Here is a 12,878-nt window from a genome sequence, read left to right on the forward strand (position 1 = left end):
TACCGATAGCGAAAAACGGCCCGAGTTCCAACCCCGGGTATGGTCTCGGCCGCCACGGCGTTCGGCGTCGGCGTCATCGTACTGGTACACACCGCTATCGCCGCCGTCGGCGCGCGCTACTTCCGGATCACGCTGAAGACGCGCTGGGGGTCCGTGCTGTACACCATCGTCCTGACCCCGGTCGTCTACGTCGCCACGACGCTCGCGTTCGGCGTGCTCGGGTTCGGCGCGGGCGCGTTCGAGAATGCGGGGACGCTGATCGGCGTGACGTGGGTGTTCCCGTTCTTCCTCGGGTGGTCGGTCGACATCTTCTGGATTCCACCACCGGAGGCCTACGAGGACTCACCGAAGCCCGCGAACGACCAGTAGCGCGGACAGCGACGGGAAGACAGTGAGCGTGCCGAGTCCGAGCAGCGCGGCGACCGGTTCACACAGGTAGGGAAGGCCGAGGAGGCCGAACGTTCCTGCAGCGGCGAGCGCGCCGCCGACAGTTCGAACGCCCGTGACGAGGGGCGCATCGACGGTGAGCGCGAGGAGCGCGTCCGCGGCGTCGAAGGCCACGCACGCCAGCGCGACCGTTCGCGCCGACACCGCCCGGCGATGCGGGTCGTCACCGCCGCCAGGCCACAACACGCGGAAGTCCTCAGGAAAGAACGACGGCAGTCGGATTGGCGGGAGTTGTAGAGAGAGGCCACTGCTGTCGTCGGTCCCGTCACGAGATGCGTCGCGCTCTGGGCGGTCGTCCTTCCGCGAGTCGTTATTCCGCGAGTCGTTATTCCGCGAGTCGTCACTCCGCGGGTCGTCAGGCATCGCCGAGCGCACGGTCGAGCACGTCCTCGGCGTCGTCGAGGACGGCTTCCGGGGACTGCGTAGCGTCGATGCGCACGAACCGGTCGGGGCTGTACTGGCGGAGTTGTTCGTAGTTCGCCTGCACGTCCGAGAGGAACTCGGCTTGCTCGAACTTGTTCGTCGCGCCCGAGCGCGCCGCGCCGGTCTCCGGGTCGACGTCGAAGTACAGCGTGAGGTCCGGCGGGCGCGTCCAGGGCTGGTGGACGCCGCGCACGTACTCCATCGGTCGGGGCACCTCGCCCTCGAGGGCGGCGCCCTGGTAGGCGTATCGGGAGTCCGAGTATCGGTCCGAGACGACGACGTCGCCGGCGTCGAGCGCGGGCCGCACTACGCGGGAGAGGTGGTCGGCGTGGTCGGCGGTGAAGAGGAACAGCTCCGCGAGCGGGTTGGCATCGTCCTCGTCCTCGGAGCGGCGGGCGGCCTCGCCGTACCACGAATCGGTCGGCTCGCGGGTGAACGTGTAGCCCCGGTCGGTGCCTCCGCCGCTTCGAGCAGCGCGCAGCGACTCCCAGACCGTGGTCTTCCCGCTGCCGTCGATGCCCTCCAGCGTCACGAGCATGTCGGGAGAACCGGGAGCGACGTACAAACGGCTTCGGGTTCGGTTACGGCGAGAAATCGAAGAACCGCTGCTGGGTAGCAATACAGACGCTCACCGTGTTGCCCACTCGGTTACGCGCCCTCGGACACGGCCGTTCCGTTCTCGATGGGGTCCAGACCAGTACCGTCGATTCCGACCGTGGCCGTTCGCAACGTCGTCGAGTCGTTGACGTAGTATCTCGCGGTGAATCGTGTGTCGTGTGCCACCCGAGTAGTCCCCCTCACAGTCGTGTACCCGGTCATATACTGGAGTGTAACGAGGAACGCGTGCTCGCCACGCGGTTCCACGGACACGTCGTTGAGACTGACCACCAGCCGTTTGATCTCTGTTCCGTCAGCATCGTGCTCGTCGTAGACCGCCTGTTTTCGGTGCGCTCGCTCGTACGATTCGACGTACTGTCTCACTGACTCGGCCGTCAGCGTAGCCGGTTTCGAGGGAAACTCCACTGACCGAGCGGTAGTGGGAGCGGGCGAGGAGGTCTCCTGCGTGTTTCCGGGGGCAGCAGTGTCGGCGGACAGACAGCCACCGACACCGGTGATGACGAGGACGACAATCAGAGCCTGCATCCGGCTCATACGCGACTCTAGGTCCGGCAGTCCATAATAGGTTGAGGGCTAACCCAGTAGTTTCTACGTATCTCTGGTTCCCGAACTCTCGGGAGCGCAGGACTTCCTGTGATTTCCAGGAAGACGGTTGGTTGGCCGGCCGGAACCAGCGGTAACCCGTCCGAATTGAACGCTGCTCCCATCAGCGGGCCTAGCTTTAGGACGGCCGCGTGTTTCTATCGACGCATGGACATCTTGGTCACCGGCGGCACCGGGTTCGTCGGCCGGAACCTCTGCCGGGAGTTAGACGAGCGGGGCCACGACGTGACAGCGCTCGCACGACACGCCGACGGCGAGGGGTTGCCCGCCAGCGTCGATACGGTGGTCGGCGACGTGACCGCGTACGACTCGGTGGCCGGCGCCGTGGCGGGGCGGGACGCCGTCGTGAACCTCGCCTCGCTGTCGCCGCTGTACAAGCCAAAGGGCGGCGACGAGAGACACTTCGAGGTCACGCTCGGCGGCACGGAGAACGTCGTCGAGGCCGCCGAGGAACACGGCGTCGAGTACCTCCTGCAGATGTCGAACCTCGGCGCGGATCCGAACTCGCCGACGGCGCTGTTGCGCGCGAAAGGGCGCGCCGAGGAAGTGGTCGAGAACTCGGACCTCGCGTACACCATCTTCCAGCCGTCGGTGATATTTGGAGACGGTGGCGAGTTCGTCTCGTTCACGAAACGGGTGACGACGCCGTACGTTACGGGACTGCCTGGCGGCGGGACGGCGCGCTTCCAGCCCATCTGGATCGGAGACCTCGTGCCGATGCTCGCCGACGCGTTGGAAGACGAGAAGCACCGCGGAAAGACGTACGAAATCGGCGGGCCAGAGGTGTTGACACTCGCAGACGTCGCTCGACTCGCCTACCGGGCAGAGGGCAAGTCACTGCGGATAGTGTCGATTCCGATGCCCCTCGTGGCGGTGGGCGCGAGCCTCGTCGACCCGCTCCCGTTCGTGCCGTTCGGCACCGACCAGTACCGGTCGCTCAAGGCGAACAACACTGTCGAGGAGAACGACGTAGTCGCGTTCGGGCGGTCGCCGTCCGAGTTGACGACGCTCGCGGCGTACCTCGGCGTCGAGTAACGACTCCCCCCGGCAGCAAGCGGAGGACCGCCACGTTGCTCGCGACCCCAACACCTTGCCATCCAGTAACGCACCCAACAATATTAAAAGGTGGAGATATCTACCATAATAGGACCACCGAACATATTCGTTATGCAGACGCTAACGCCAGAAAACGGGCAGTTCGGCGAATACGTCGGACACGCGTCTGCAAAAAGCTTATACGTCTATTTCTACTGATAACCTGCAAAGGGTCACGTATGAAACTGGCAATGATCGGGTTCGGTCAGGCGGGCGGGAAAATACTCGACAAATTCCTCGAGTACGACGAACGGCACGGCTCTGGCATCGTCCGTGCTGCCGTCGCCGTCAACACCGCTAAGGCCGACCTAATGGGTCTGGAGCACGTTCCACAGGAGAACCGCGTCCTCATCGGACAGTCCCGCGTGAAGGGACACGGCGTCGGCGCGGACAACGAGCTCGGCGCGGAGATCGCCGAGGAAGACATCGACGAGGTGCAGGGCGCCATCGACAGCATTCCCGTCCACGAGGTCGACGCGTTCCTCGTCATCGCGGGGCTGGGTGGCGGCACCGGCTCCGGCGGATCGCCGGTCATCGCGAAGCACCTCAAGCGCATCTACACCGAGCCCGTCTACGGACTCGGTGTGCTACCCGGCAGCGACGAGGGCGGCATCTACACGCTGAACGCCGCGCGCTCGTTCCAGACGTTCGTGCGCGAAGTGGACAATCTGCTCGTGTTCGACAACGACGCGTGGCGCAAGTCCGGGGAGTCCGTCCAGGGCGGCTACGACGAGATCAACGAGGAGATCGTCACCCGCTTTGGCATCCTGTTCGGCGCCGGTGAGGTCGAACAGGGCGGCGACGTCGCGGAATCCGTCGTCGACTCGAGCGAGATTATCAACACGCTCGCGGGCGGCGGCGTCTCCACCATCGGGTACGCCTCCGAGGGCGTCGATAACGACGGCGGGTCCGGCAGTGGCCTGCTCTCCCGCTTCACGGGGAGCGACGAGACCATGGAGGACACGGCGTCCACGACCAATCGCATCACCTCGCTCGTCCGGAAGGCTGCGCTCGGCCGACTCACGCTGCCGTGTGAGATCGAGGGGACCGAGCGCGCACTGCTCGTGACCGCCGGCCCGCCGAAGTACCTCAATCGGAAAGGTATCGAGCGCGGCCGGAAGTGGTTAGAAGAGCAGACCGGTTCGATGGAGGTCCGCGGCGGCGACTACCCGGTCGCGGGTTCACAGCAGGTGGCGTCAGTGACGCTGCTCTCGGGCGTGACCAACGTTCCCCGCATCAAGGAACTCCAGGAGATCGCCATCGAAGCCCAGGACAACATCGACGACATCCGGGACGAAAGCGAAGAGAACTTGGAGGAGTTAGTCGAAGACGACGAGGATGAACTCGAGCCGCTGTTCTGAGCTCGCAGTTGCCCTCGTCGTGCTCGTACTCGTCGCTACGGTGCCAGCGGCCGCGGTCTCGATCAGCGGCGACGCTCCGAGCAAGACGAAGGTGGGCGAGAAGCAACGAACGACGTTCACACTCACGGAACCGTTCAGCGACTACGAGGAGTGGACGCTCAAGCTCCAGACCGAACTGACGGACGTGACCTGGCGGATAACCACGTACGACAACGCGGACAATCAGGTGAGCGAGAAGACGCTCACCGGGCAGTCGGTGGAGTACCATCTCCAGGCGAAAAGCGGCGTGACCCGCGTCGAGGTTCGGCTCGTCGGGACAGCGCCGGGCGTGAACAACTGGAGCTACGACCCCGCCCAGCAGTTCACGTACGCGAAGTTCGTGCAGGCCCAGCAGGGCGGGTCGAGTGACACGGTGAAGAGGCTCACGACCCGACCGTACACGACTGAGAGCCAGAACGCCCGCACCGCGATCACGAGCGCCAAGCGCACGATCGACGACGTGGAGGACGCCGCCGACGTCAGCGGCGCGAAGAGCGACCTCCAGGACGCGATCGAGTTCTACAACAGCGGGAACTTCCAGCAGGCCATCCAGAACGCGAATCAGGCCGAGGAGGCCGCGAAGGCAGCGGCGTCCTCCGCACAGCAGATGGACACGCTACTGATGGTCGGTGCCGGCATCGTCGTACTGCTCGTGGTGCTCGGAGGCGTCTACTGGTACCTCCAGCAGCGCGAGACCTACGACAAACTCGGCTGACCCGATGCGGGTCGTCGTCCCGTTCGACCCGGGCAGTCCGAACACGCGGCTTTCTGCCGTGCTCTCGTCCGACGAGCGACGCGAGTTCGCCGACGCGATGCTCGCGGACGTGCTCTCGGCGGTTCGCGCGGCGGGCGGTGACCCGGAGATTCTCTCGACGGCCGCCTTCGACGTGACCGACCTGGACGCGAACGGCGACTCCGCACCGGTCACGGTCGACGACCGCGACCTCTCAGCTGCGGTGAACGACGCGCTCGCGGAGGGACTGCCGGCAGCCGTCGTGATGGCGGACCTCGCGCTCGCGACACCCGACGCGCTTACCGAACTCTTCGACACTGCGGGCGACGTCGTCGTCGCGCCCGGACGCGGCGGCGGAACGAACGCGCTCGTCGTGCGGACCGACGGGTTCGCCGTGGACTACCACGGCGTCTCCTACGCCGACCACGTCGCCGCCGCCGAGGCCGCCGGCGCGAGCGTGGCGACCGTCGATTCGTTCCGGCTGGCGGTCGACGTCGACGACCCCCCGGACCTCCTGGAGGTGCTCGTTCACGGCACGGGGTCGGCGGCTGAATGGTTGCGGAACGCGGGATTTGCTGTTGTCGTCGAAGATGGGGAGCCGACGGTGACCCGGGAATCGGGTGGTTGAGCGACTGTCGAACGTTGAGTTGGGTCTGTACACACCCAGAAAGCCCCGGCTGGAGACAACTAACCCACCTCTGTGGACACCCAGAAAGCCCCGGGCCGCTCGCGTCCGCTCGCTCGTTGCGCGCTCCCGCTGGTCGCGTGCTTACGTCGCGAGCGAACAGGCAGGCGCGAGCGGCCCGCCCCTTTCAGCCCCACCCGACGCCGGTTGATCAACCGGCAGGGCGGGACTGAAAGGGGCGGCCGTCTGAACGAACCCCGGCGAAGTAAGCACTGGAACGAGCGAAGCGAGTGAAGGGCGCAGCGAGCCGCGGGAGTTCAGACGGCCGGGGCTTTCTGGGTGGTCACAGATGCCGTGACGTCAGTTCCAGAGATGTAGTGGATGCTAACAGGCCAAAGCGTACACGAACCCAACGCCTAAGCGCCCGCCAGCGAAACGAACGGGTATGCGGAGAAACGGACTCGCGGGGGCGACGGTCGCCCTGGTCGTGCTCGCGGTTCTCGCGGCGGTGATGTTCGTAGCGTTGTCCGTCCTGCTGTCGTTGGTCGGTCTGCCGCAGTGGGTGGTGTCGCCGGTGGCTATCGGCGCGACGGTCACGGCGGCGCTGGCCGTGGCGGACGTGTACACGCCCCTGGGAGACACGGCTCGGACGACCGGGCTACGGGACCTGCCGCGGGCGAAGCTGGGCGGTGACGTCGCACTCGCCGCGGTCGTCGGCGGCGTGGTCGGGTTCCTCGGGGCGTACGTGCTGTTGAGCGGGGACGGAAGCGGCCTCGCTCGCCTGGTGGTGCTGTCAGTGGCGGTGGTCGCCGGGTACGCGACGTTCGTCTCACGGAACCTCGCAGTGTACCGCGGGCAGGCGCGATGAGTTCGATTCCCGGCGCGAACGAGTACGGCGTCGACGTCGCTATCGACGATAGGGAGCGACAGCGCGCACTCGACGTCCGCCCGGGCGACGTCGAACCCGCCGAGGAGTTGACGTTCGCGCGGAACGTCTTCCTGCCGTTGACGACGGCGTGCCGGTACACCTGCACGTACTGCACGTACTACGACGTGCCCGGCGAGGCGAGCCTGATGAGTCCCGGGGACGTCCGGGAGGCGTGCCGGACGGGCGCCGACGCCGGGTGCACGGAGGCGCTGTTCACGTTCGGGGACGACCCCGACGACCGGTACACCGAGGTCCACGACCAGTTGGCGGCGTGGGGCCACGACTCCATTCACGACTACCTCCGGAAAGCTTGTGAGATAGCCCTCGAGGAGGGACTGCTCCCGCACGCGAACCCGGGCGACCAGACGCGCGAGCAGATGGAAGTCGTCGCGGACGTGAACGCCTCGATGGGCGTAATGCTGGAGACGACGGCGGACGTGCAGGCCCACGGCGGGCCGCGCGCAAAGAGTCCGGGGCAGCGCCTCAACACCATCGACGTCGCGGGCGAACTCGGCGTGCCGTTCACCACGGGCATCCTCGTCGGCGTCGGCGAGACGTGGGCGGACCGCGCGGAGAGCCTGCTCGCGATTCGAGAACTCCACGAGCGCCACGGGCACGTCCAGGAGGTCATCGTTCAGCCCGTCAGCCCGAACGAGCGCTGGCACGAGGACGCACCGGACGAGTCGACGATGCGCCGCGCAGTGGCGATGGCGCGCGCGGTGCTCCCCGACGAGGTAGCGGTGCAGGTGCCACCGAACCTCGCGGACGCCCGCAGCGTGCTCGACTGTGGCGTCGAAGACCTGGGTGGCGTTTCTCCCGTCACTGACGATTACATCAACCCGGATTACGCGTGGCCGGCGCTGCGCGAACTCGAGGACATCGCCGACCACGGTGGCGTCCCACTCCGGGAGCGCCTACCGGTGTACGAGCGATTCCTGCCCGAGGAGGGGGTGGCGAACGAGTGGCTGAGCGAACGCATCGGGCGCGCCATCGACGCCGAGGACGAGGCCGGCGAGCGCTACCGGACAGTGCTCGCCGACTAGGGCTGGAGGGCGAGGGCGAGCACGACGAGGCCACCGGCGGCGACGACGCCACCGAACAGTTTGGTGAGTGTGACGTGCCAGCCCGCGGGTTCGACGTCGCCGGAGCGCTTGCTGCCGATGGCGTCGATCTGTTCTTCGACTTTCGTGAGGCTGTAGGCGTACCTGACGACGCCCGCACCGACGGCGACGAGGACGAGTCCCAGGACGACGCCCGCGACCGCAACCATACCGGAGGCTGTTCGGGGTGACGGATACGGCTTGTGGCGTCGCAGTCACGGCAGGCGTTCCTCGATGGCTGGCACTTGCTTGCGGACGAGCGTGTAGAGGAGGGAGAGGGCGAGCAGCGCGAGCGATAGCTGGCGGACGAGGCCGTCGAAGAGGAGCAGGCCAGGCAGCGAGAGCACGGCGGCGACGAGCAAGTCCTCGGGCGCGCCGTCGTACCGAATCCAGCGACGGGGTGGCAGCCACTCGCCGCGGCGGTGGGAGTAGACGCCGCGTTCGTCGTCGTTCGCCCAGGGGCGGACGCCCAGACCGCCGCCGAGCACGTCGGTGACGGAGTGCACCGCCGCCGAGAGCGCGAAGAACGCGACCCCGGCCGTGGTCGCGGTGGGGACGAGCGCGGCGACGGCGCCGGTGGCGAGGACGACGAGCCAGTAGTGCTCGGGGTAATGCAGGGTCTTCCGGTGCGCGACGACGGCGACGTCGAGATCCGGGAACACGCCGCCCGCCATCGCGCCGAGCGCGGCGGGCGCGGCGAGTTCGGGCGCGAACGGAAACAGGAGGGCGGCGAGGCAGACGCCCATCGCGGCGTGCGTGGTGCTCATCATGATTGGACGTCAATCGCGTGTTGCGTGGTGGAGTCCTCCTCGGTCATCGGCAGTCAGTCGTCGGCGCCCGCGGGGCCAACGGCCACGTCGCTCCCGCGCTCGGGGACGAGGGGCGTGCCGTCGGCCTGTGGACCTAGCCGTGGCCCGAGGGCGTCCGATTCTGCGTCGGCGTCGAGGACGCGGCGCTCGGTGTAGTCCGTGGAGCGCTCGACGGGCGTGCGGCCGATAGCCGAGAGCATGTCGGCGTAGTCCGCGACCGACCTGAACTCGCCGTGCTGGCCACCCGCCCGTTTCGTGATCTCCTCGGAGAGGATAGTGCCCATGAAGTCGTCGGCGCCGCAGTTGAGGAGTTTCAACCCCTTCGCGTTCCCGAACTTCACCCACGAGGACTGGACGTGCTCGACGTTGTCGAGGAAGAGTCGTGAGACGGCGATCATGAGTTCGTCCTCGGCGTCGCTCGCACCGCCGGTGACGACGCCGCGGTCGTAGAGCGGGGTCTGCTGGTGGATGAACGAAAGCGGGACGAACTCTGTGATGTTGCCGGTTCGGTCCTGGAGGTCCCGGACCACCTTCAGGTGCTCCACGCGGTGGGCGGCGTTCTCGACGTGGCCGTACATGATGGTCGCGGTCATCGGCAGGCCGGCGTCGGCGGCGGCCTCCATCGCGGCGACCCACTGTCCGGTGTCGATCTTCCCCGGGCAGATGACGTCTCGGACCTCGTCGACGAGGATCTCGGCGGCGGTGCCGGGGATGGTGTCGAGGCCGGCGTCCTTCAGGCGGCGGTAGACGTCGCGGTAGTCCCGACTCACTCCGCGCTGGGCGTGGTGGGCTTCCTCGGGCGTCATCGAGTGGACGTGGACGCCGTCGACGCTCATCGCCTCGATCTGCTCGACGTAGGTGTGCGGGTCGGTGGTGTAGCGTTCGGGTGGCTTGTAGTTGTGCTCGGGATTCCCGGCGTCCAGGGCCTCCCGGTGGTCGTCGTCGAGACCGAACGCGGGGTGGAGGCCCGAGACGGACGTGACCTCGTAGACGCCGCGTTCGACGGCGTCGCGGACGACCGCCCGGGACTCCTCGGGCGTCTTCGTGAAGCCAGCGTGGTCGTCGGCGTGGTCGGTCTCGAACTGGTGGGCGGTGTCCTTGAAGTTGCAGAACAGACACCCCGTGTTGCAGGCGGTGGTGACGTTGTTGTTGACGTTCGCGACGAACGTCACTTCGTCGCCGACGACGTCGGCGCGACGGCGGTCGGCGGCCTCCAGAACGAGTTCCTTCCGACGCGGGTCGATGCCGTCGGCGTCCGTGCCCGTCGTGATGAGTTCGATGCCGTCGGCGACCGTGAGGCGGATGCCGTTGCGGGCCTTCGCCAGCGCGTTCTCGAAGGACTGGTCGGTGTCCGGGACCACGTCGAACTGAATGTCGCTGGCGTCGGTCGGCCCCGTCCCGTCGGTCGGCCCGCCCGCGTCGGTCATGGTCGAGTACACCGCTCGAACTGCCAAAAAGCCTGCCACACCAGCAACCGCTGGCTTTCTGATACCACATTCGTGCACACATAAGCCAGTGGCATCGAGTGGTGTGACCATAGGAGTGAAAGATTGATTGTAGTCGCCTGCCAGAGTACGACCATGACGAGCGTCAAGGACGTCCTGGTCGAGGACGCGCCGACCGAGACAGGACTGGGTGCGGGCGCGTTCGCGTTCAGCGACCAGTACTCCGTGTTCGACTGGGGAGAGATGCCCGACCACGTCCCCGGGAAGGGCGCGAGCCTCTGCGTGATGGGCGCGTTCACCTTCGAGTTACTGGAAGCGGCGGGCGTCCCGACGCACTACCGGGGGGTTCGCGCCGGGGACGAGGCGGCCAGCGAACCCGTCGCGCTCGCGGACGCCCCCGAACCCCCGACGGAGATGGCCATCGACCTGACTCGCGTCCCCGACCTCCCCTTCGAGGGCGACAGCGCGGATCCGTCGCTCCGTGCCGGCTACGACTACGACGCCTACCACGCGGCGACGGGCGACCACTACCTGGTGCCACTCGAAATTGTCTTCCGGAACAGCGTCCCCGTGGGGTCGAGTCTGCGACGGCGCCACAGCCCCGGTGAACTCGGCCTCGACGCGGAACTCGGTCTCGACGCCGAGTCGTGGCCCGACGAGCGCGTCGACCTCCCGGAACCCGTCGTCGAGTTCTCCACGAAGTACGAGGAGCGGGACCGCTATCTCTCCCGGGCGGCGGCCGACGCCGTCGCCGGACGCGCGGACGTCGCAGACCTCGAATCGCTCGCGCGCGACGTGAATCGGGAGGTCACCGCGCGCGCCGCGGACGCCGGGTTCGTCCACGAGGACGGAAAGATCGAGTGCTTGTACGTCGACGGCGAGGTGCGCGTCGCGGACGTGACGGGGACGTTCGACGAGAACCGCTTCGCGTTCGACGGGAGGGAGGTGTCCAAGGAGGTCGTTCGGCAGCACTACCGGCGCGTCGACCCCGAGTGGGTGGCGGCAGTCGACGACGCGAAATGCGAGGCCGACGAGCGCGGCGTCGCCGACTGGCGGGCGCTCTGTGCGGCGTCCCCGGAGCCCCTCGACGAGGACGTGGTGTCCGCAGTCTCAGCGATGTACGCCGCCGGCGCGAACCGCTACACGGGCCACGAGTGGTTCGACGCCCCGCCGCTCGCCGAGGCGCTCAGCGCGCTCGACTAGACGGCCGAAAAACGGTTGTTCCGTCGGTGGCGTTAGTCGTCGCCGCCGGAACGTTGCTCCGAATCGGGAGACGGTGACTGTTGCTTGGCCTTCCCCGCCCACTGGCTGATGTTGTTCGAGACGTAATCCTTGGCGCCCCAGCCGAAGGCGATGGCGATAGCCGCACCGATGCCGATCGCGAGGCCCCACGCGAGCGCCCGTGCGAAGATGTACAGCAACTCGATGTCGATGCCCATGGTGTCGAACCCGATCACTATCGCAGTGAAGTACAGGAACATCCGGACTCCGTCTGCGAACCACGACGACTTGGCGGTCGACCCGAGCGAACTACGGATCACGTCACCGATGATGTCGGCGACGACGAACCCGACGATGATGACCAGCAGACCCGCGATGAACGCCGGCAGGTACGACACCGCGCGTGCGAGCCACTCCGAGAGGATCTCAATCGCCAGCGCGTCCGCGGCGGCGAGGATCGCCAGCGCGTAGACGAACCACGCGGTGATCTTTCCCAGGAGCGTGGATACCGGGTCGTCCCCGCTGGACATCCGACCCAGGGGCGTGTCGGTTGCGTGTGCGTCGAGACCAACGCTATCGGTGATGCGCTTGACGATGCCACCCAGGATAGCACCGATGATCCATCCGATGATCAGGATGACAATCGCACCGACCAACCGCGGCAGGAACGCGATGATCGACTGGACAGTCTCCTGCAGGAACTCTGGGATGGCATCGAACGGACCCTCTTCTTGTAGTACGATACTTGACAGCGCGTTGTGTAGATTCATGATTCGTATCACCACTGGTTTCGGCTCGTGTTCGGTTCAGCGCCGGATATCTCGCTGCAGGGGCACTACTCCCCCTTCGTCATGACAACTGCACGAATTGATTAAGTTATAGAGGAGTTACATTCTCGTCCGCTCAGAGCCACGCAGACGAACGTCCCGGGGCTAAGCAGACGACCTGCGCCTGCTCGGTAGTATCGACATACCCATCCGGCGTGTTTTTCCCGACGACGCCTGCAGACGAAATGTGAACGAGCGCTCCACGACCGCCGCGCTACTCGCACTCGTCGTGCTCGTGGCGTCGCTCGCGGGTTCCCCCACTCGCGCATTCGAAGGTGCGTTGCACCTCCCGTCGCTCACGGGCACCTCGGGCGGAGCGACCGCTGGCGGCGCGGACAAACTCCTGCACGTCGCGGGCTACACCGCGCTCGCGTACGCCGTCGCGGCCGCAGTCCGAGCCCAAACACCGCGAATGCTGGCCGGCATCGTCCTCGCAGTGACGGTGTTCGGCGTCGGAATCGAGGTCGTCCAGCCGAGCGTCGGGCGGCACGCGAGCGCACTTGACGCGCTCGCGAACCTCGCAGGGGCAGCGCTCGGCGCGCTCGCGTGGTGGCGTTTCCGCCAGCGCGACTGACGGCGGGCCGTCGGCGCGCTGCTGTGGGCG

General features: G+C 66.9%; 16 protein-coding genes. 9 read left to right on the forward strand and 7 right to left on the reverse strand.

What is annotated here, in order from left to right:
- Window positions 1-39 precede the first annotated feature (39 nt).
- Window positions 40-369, forward strand: coding sequence for a DUF7991 family protein (locus tag LT970_RS10395; RefSeq protein ID WP_232686402.1), 330 nt, complete (start codon window positions 40-42; stop codon window positions 367-369).
- Here LT970_RS10395 and LT970_RS10400 read toward each other — a convergent pair.
- The 3 genes from LT970_RS10400 to LT970_RS10410 form a co-directional block, all read right to left on the reverse strand.
- Window positions 343-810, reverse strand: coding sequence for a hypothetical protein (locus LT970_RS10400; protein ID WP_232686403.1), 468 nt, complete (start codon window positions 808-810; stop codon window positions 343-345). The genes LT970_RS10395 and LT970_RS10400 overlap by 27 nt on opposite strands.
- Entirely contained in the window at window positions 803-1,408 is a 606-nt protein-coding gene (tmk, locus tag LT970_RS10405; protein WP_232686404.1) for a dTMP kinase, read from the reverse strand. Before tmk ends, LT970_RS10400 begins: the two co-directional genes overlap by 8 nt.
- A gap of 110 nt (window positions 1,409-1,518) precedes the next feature.
- Window positions 1,519-2,022, reverse strand: coding sequence for a hypothetical protein (locus LT970_RS10410; protein ID WP_232686405.1), 504 nt, complete (start codon window positions 2,020-2,022; stop codon window positions 1,519-1,521).
- Between the two features lie 216 nt (window positions 2,023-2,238).
- Between LT970_RS10410 and LT970_RS10415 the strand changes: the two genes are divergently transcribed.
- The 6 genes from LT970_RS10415 (at window position 2,239) to cofG (ending at window position 7,915) form a co-directional block, all read left to right on the forward strand.
- The gene (locus tag LT970_RS10415; RefSeq protein ID WP_232686406.1) at window positions 2,239-3,126 is read left to right on the forward strand and encodes a complex I NDUFA9 subunit family protein; all 888 of its coding nucleotides are present in this window, start codon (window positions 2,239-2,241) and stop codon (window positions 3,124-3,126) included.
- A 239-nt stretch (window positions 3,127-3,365) separates the two neighbouring features.
- The gene (locus LT970_RS10420) at window positions 3,366-4,547 is read left to right on the forward strand and encodes a tubulin/FtsZ family protein (RefSeq protein WP_232686407.1); all 1,182 of its coding nucleotides are present in this window, start codon (window positions 3,366-3,368) and stop codon (window positions 4,545-4,547) included.
- Window positions 4,525-5,301, forward strand: coding sequence for a hypothetical protein (locus tag LT970_RS10425; RefSeq protein ID WP_232686408.1), 777 nt, complete (start codon window positions 4,525-4,527; stop codon window positions 5,299-5,301). The genes LT970_RS10420 and LT970_RS10425 overlap by 23 nt, the downstream gene beginning before the upstream one ends.
- A 4-nt stretch (window positions 5,302-5,305) precedes the next feature.
- Window positions 5,306-5,947, forward strand: a complete 642-nt coding sequence (cofC, locus tag LT970_RS10430) for a 2-phospho-L-lactate guanylyltransferase (protein ID WP_232686409.1) — start codon at window positions 5,306-5,308, stop codon at window positions 5,945-5,947.
- A 442-nt stretch (window positions 5,948-6,389) separates the two neighbouring features.
- Window positions 6,390-6,812 carry a hypothetical protein gene (locus LT970_RS10435; RefSeq protein WP_232686410.1) on the forward strand — a complete coding sequence of 141 codons (423 nt, stop codon included), beginning with the start codon at window positions 6,390-6,392 and terminating at the stop codon, window positions 6,810-6,812.
- Window positions 6,809-7,915, forward strand: coding sequence for a 7,8-didemethyl-8-hydroxy-5-deazariboflavin synthase subunit CofG (cofG, locus tag LT970_RS10440; RefSeq protein ID WP_232686411.1), 1,107 nt, complete (start codon window positions 6,809-6,811; stop codon window positions 7,913-7,915). The genes LT970_RS10435 and cofG overlap by 4 nt, the downstream gene beginning before the upstream one ends.
- On the opposite strand, the gene LT970_RS10445 is transcribed toward cofG, so the two are convergent.
- Genes LT970_RS10445 through cofH form a run of 3 tightly spaced genes read right to left on the reverse strand, consistent with a single transcriptional unit; the run spans window position 7,912 to window position 10,208 of the window.
- On the reverse strand, window positions 7,912-8,142 hold the full coding sequence (locus LT970_RS10445) for a DUF6199 family natural product biosynthesis protein (protein ID WP_232686412.1): 231 nt from the start codon (window positions 8,140-8,142) through the stop codon (window positions 7,912-7,914). The two genes, cofG and LT970_RS10445, sit on opposite strands and share 4 nt — an antisense overlap.
- 45 nt (window positions 8,143-8,187) lie before the next feature.
- Window positions 8,188-8,739 carry a metal-dependent hydrolase gene (locus LT970_RS10450; RefSeq protein WP_232686413.1) on the reverse strand — a complete coding sequence of 184 codons (552 nt, stop codon included), beginning with the start codon at window positions 8,737-8,739 and terminating at the stop codon, window positions 8,188-8,190.
- Between the two features lie 56 nt (window positions 8,740-8,795).
- Window positions 8,796-10,208, reverse strand: a complete 1,413-nt coding sequence (gene cofH / locus LT970_RS10455; RefSeq protein ID WP_232686414.1) for a 7,8-didemethyl-8-hydroxy-5-deazariboflavin synthase subunit CofH — start codon at window positions 10,206-10,208, stop codon at window positions 8,796-8,798.
- A gap of 153 nt (window positions 10,209-10,361) precedes the next feature.
- On the opposite strand from cofH, the gene LT970_RS10460 reads away from it, so the two are divergent.
- Window positions 10,362-11,429: a phosphoribosylaminoimidazolesuccinocarboxamide synthase gene (locus tag LT970_RS10460; protein WP_232686415.1), complete on the forward strand. Its 1,068-nt coding sequence runs from the start codon at window positions 10,362-10,364 to the stop codon at window positions 11,427-11,429.
- 32 nt (window positions 11,430-11,461) lie between these two features.
- On the opposite strand, the gene LT970_RS10465 is transcribed toward LT970_RS10460, so the two are convergent.
- On the reverse strand, window positions 11,462-12,217 hold the full coding sequence (locus tag LT970_RS10465; protein WP_232686416.1) for a mechanosensitive ion channel family protein: 756 nt from the start codon (window positions 12,215-12,217) through the stop codon (window positions 11,462-11,464).
- A gap of 244 nt (window positions 12,218-12,461) precedes the next feature.
- Here LT970_RS10465 and LT970_RS10470 point away from each other — a divergent pair, with 244 nt between their 5' ends.
- Window positions 12,462-12,848: a hypothetical protein gene (locus LT970_RS10470; RefSeq protein ID WP_232686417.1), complete on the forward strand. Its 387-nt coding sequence runs from the start codon at window positions 12,462-12,464 to the stop codon at window positions 12,846-12,848.
- Window positions 12,849-12,878: the final 30 nt, after the last annotated feature.

This window comes from Halobacterium zhouii (assembly GCF_021249405.1).
In the GTDB taxonomy this organism is placed as follows: domain Archaea; phylum Halobacteriota; class Halobacteria; order Halobacteriales; family Halobacteriaceae; genus Halobacterium; species Halobacterium zhouii.

Bases quoted from the DNA above. Each gene is read 5' to 3' on its own strand.
- LT970_RS10395 (WP_232686402.1), top strand. From the start codon at position 40: ATGGTCTCGGCCGCCACGGCGTTCGGCGTCGGCGTCATCGTACTGGTA.
- LT970_RS10400 (WP_232686403.1), bottom strand. From the start codon at position 810: ATGCCTGACGACCCGCGGAGTGACGACTCGCGGAATAACGACTCGCGG.
- tmk (WP_232686404.1), bottom strand. From the start codon at position 1,408: ATGCTCGTGACGCTGGAGGGCATCGACGGCAGCGGGAAGACCACGGTC.
- LT970_RS10410 (WP_232686405.1), bottom strand. From the start codon at position 2,022: ATGAGCCGGATGCAGGCTCTGATTGTCGTCCTCGTCATCACCGGTGTC.
- LT970_RS10415 (WP_232686406.1), top strand. From the start codon at position 2,239: ATGGACATCTTGGTCACCGGCGGCACCGGGTTCGTCGGCCGGAACCTC.
- LT970_RS10420 (WP_232686407.1), top strand. From the start codon at position 3,366: ATGAAACTGGCAATGATCGGGTTCGGTCAGGCGGGCGGGAAAATACTC.
- LT970_RS10425 (WP_232686408.1), top strand. From the start codon at position 4,525: ATGAACTCGAGCCGCTGTTCTGAGCTCGCAGTTGCCCTCGTCGTGCTC.
- cofC (WP_232686409.1), top strand. From the start codon at position 5,306: ATGCGGGTCGTCGTCCCGTTCGACCCGGGCAGTCCGAACACGCGGCTT.
- LT970_RS10435 (WP_232686410.1), top strand. From the start codon at position 6,390: ATGCGGAGAAACGGACTCGCGGGGGCGACGGTCGCCCTGGTCGTGCTC.
- cofG (WP_232686411.1), top strand. From the start codon at position 6,809: ATGAGTTCGATTCCCGGCGCGAACGAGTACGGCGTCGACGTCGCTATC.
- LT970_RS10445 (WP_232686412.1), bottom strand. From the start codon at position 8,142: ATGGTTGCGGTCGCGGGCGTCGTCCTGGGACTCGTCCTCGTCGCCGTC.
- LT970_RS10450 (WP_232686413.1), bottom strand. From the start codon at position 8,739: ATGAGCACCACGCACGCCGCGATGGGCGTCTGCCTCGCCGCCCTCCTG.
- cofH (WP_232686414.1), bottom strand. From the start codon at position 10,208: ATGACCGACGCGGGCGGGCCGACCGACGGGACGGGGCCGACCGACGCC.
- LT970_RS10460 (WP_232686415.1), top strand. From the start codon at position 10,362: ATGACGAGCGTCAAGGACGTCCTGGTCGAGGACGCGCCGACCGAGACA.
- LT970_RS10465 (WP_232686416.1), bottom strand. From the start codon at position 12,217: ATGAATCTACACAACGCGCTGTCAAGTATCGTACTACAAGAAGAGGGT.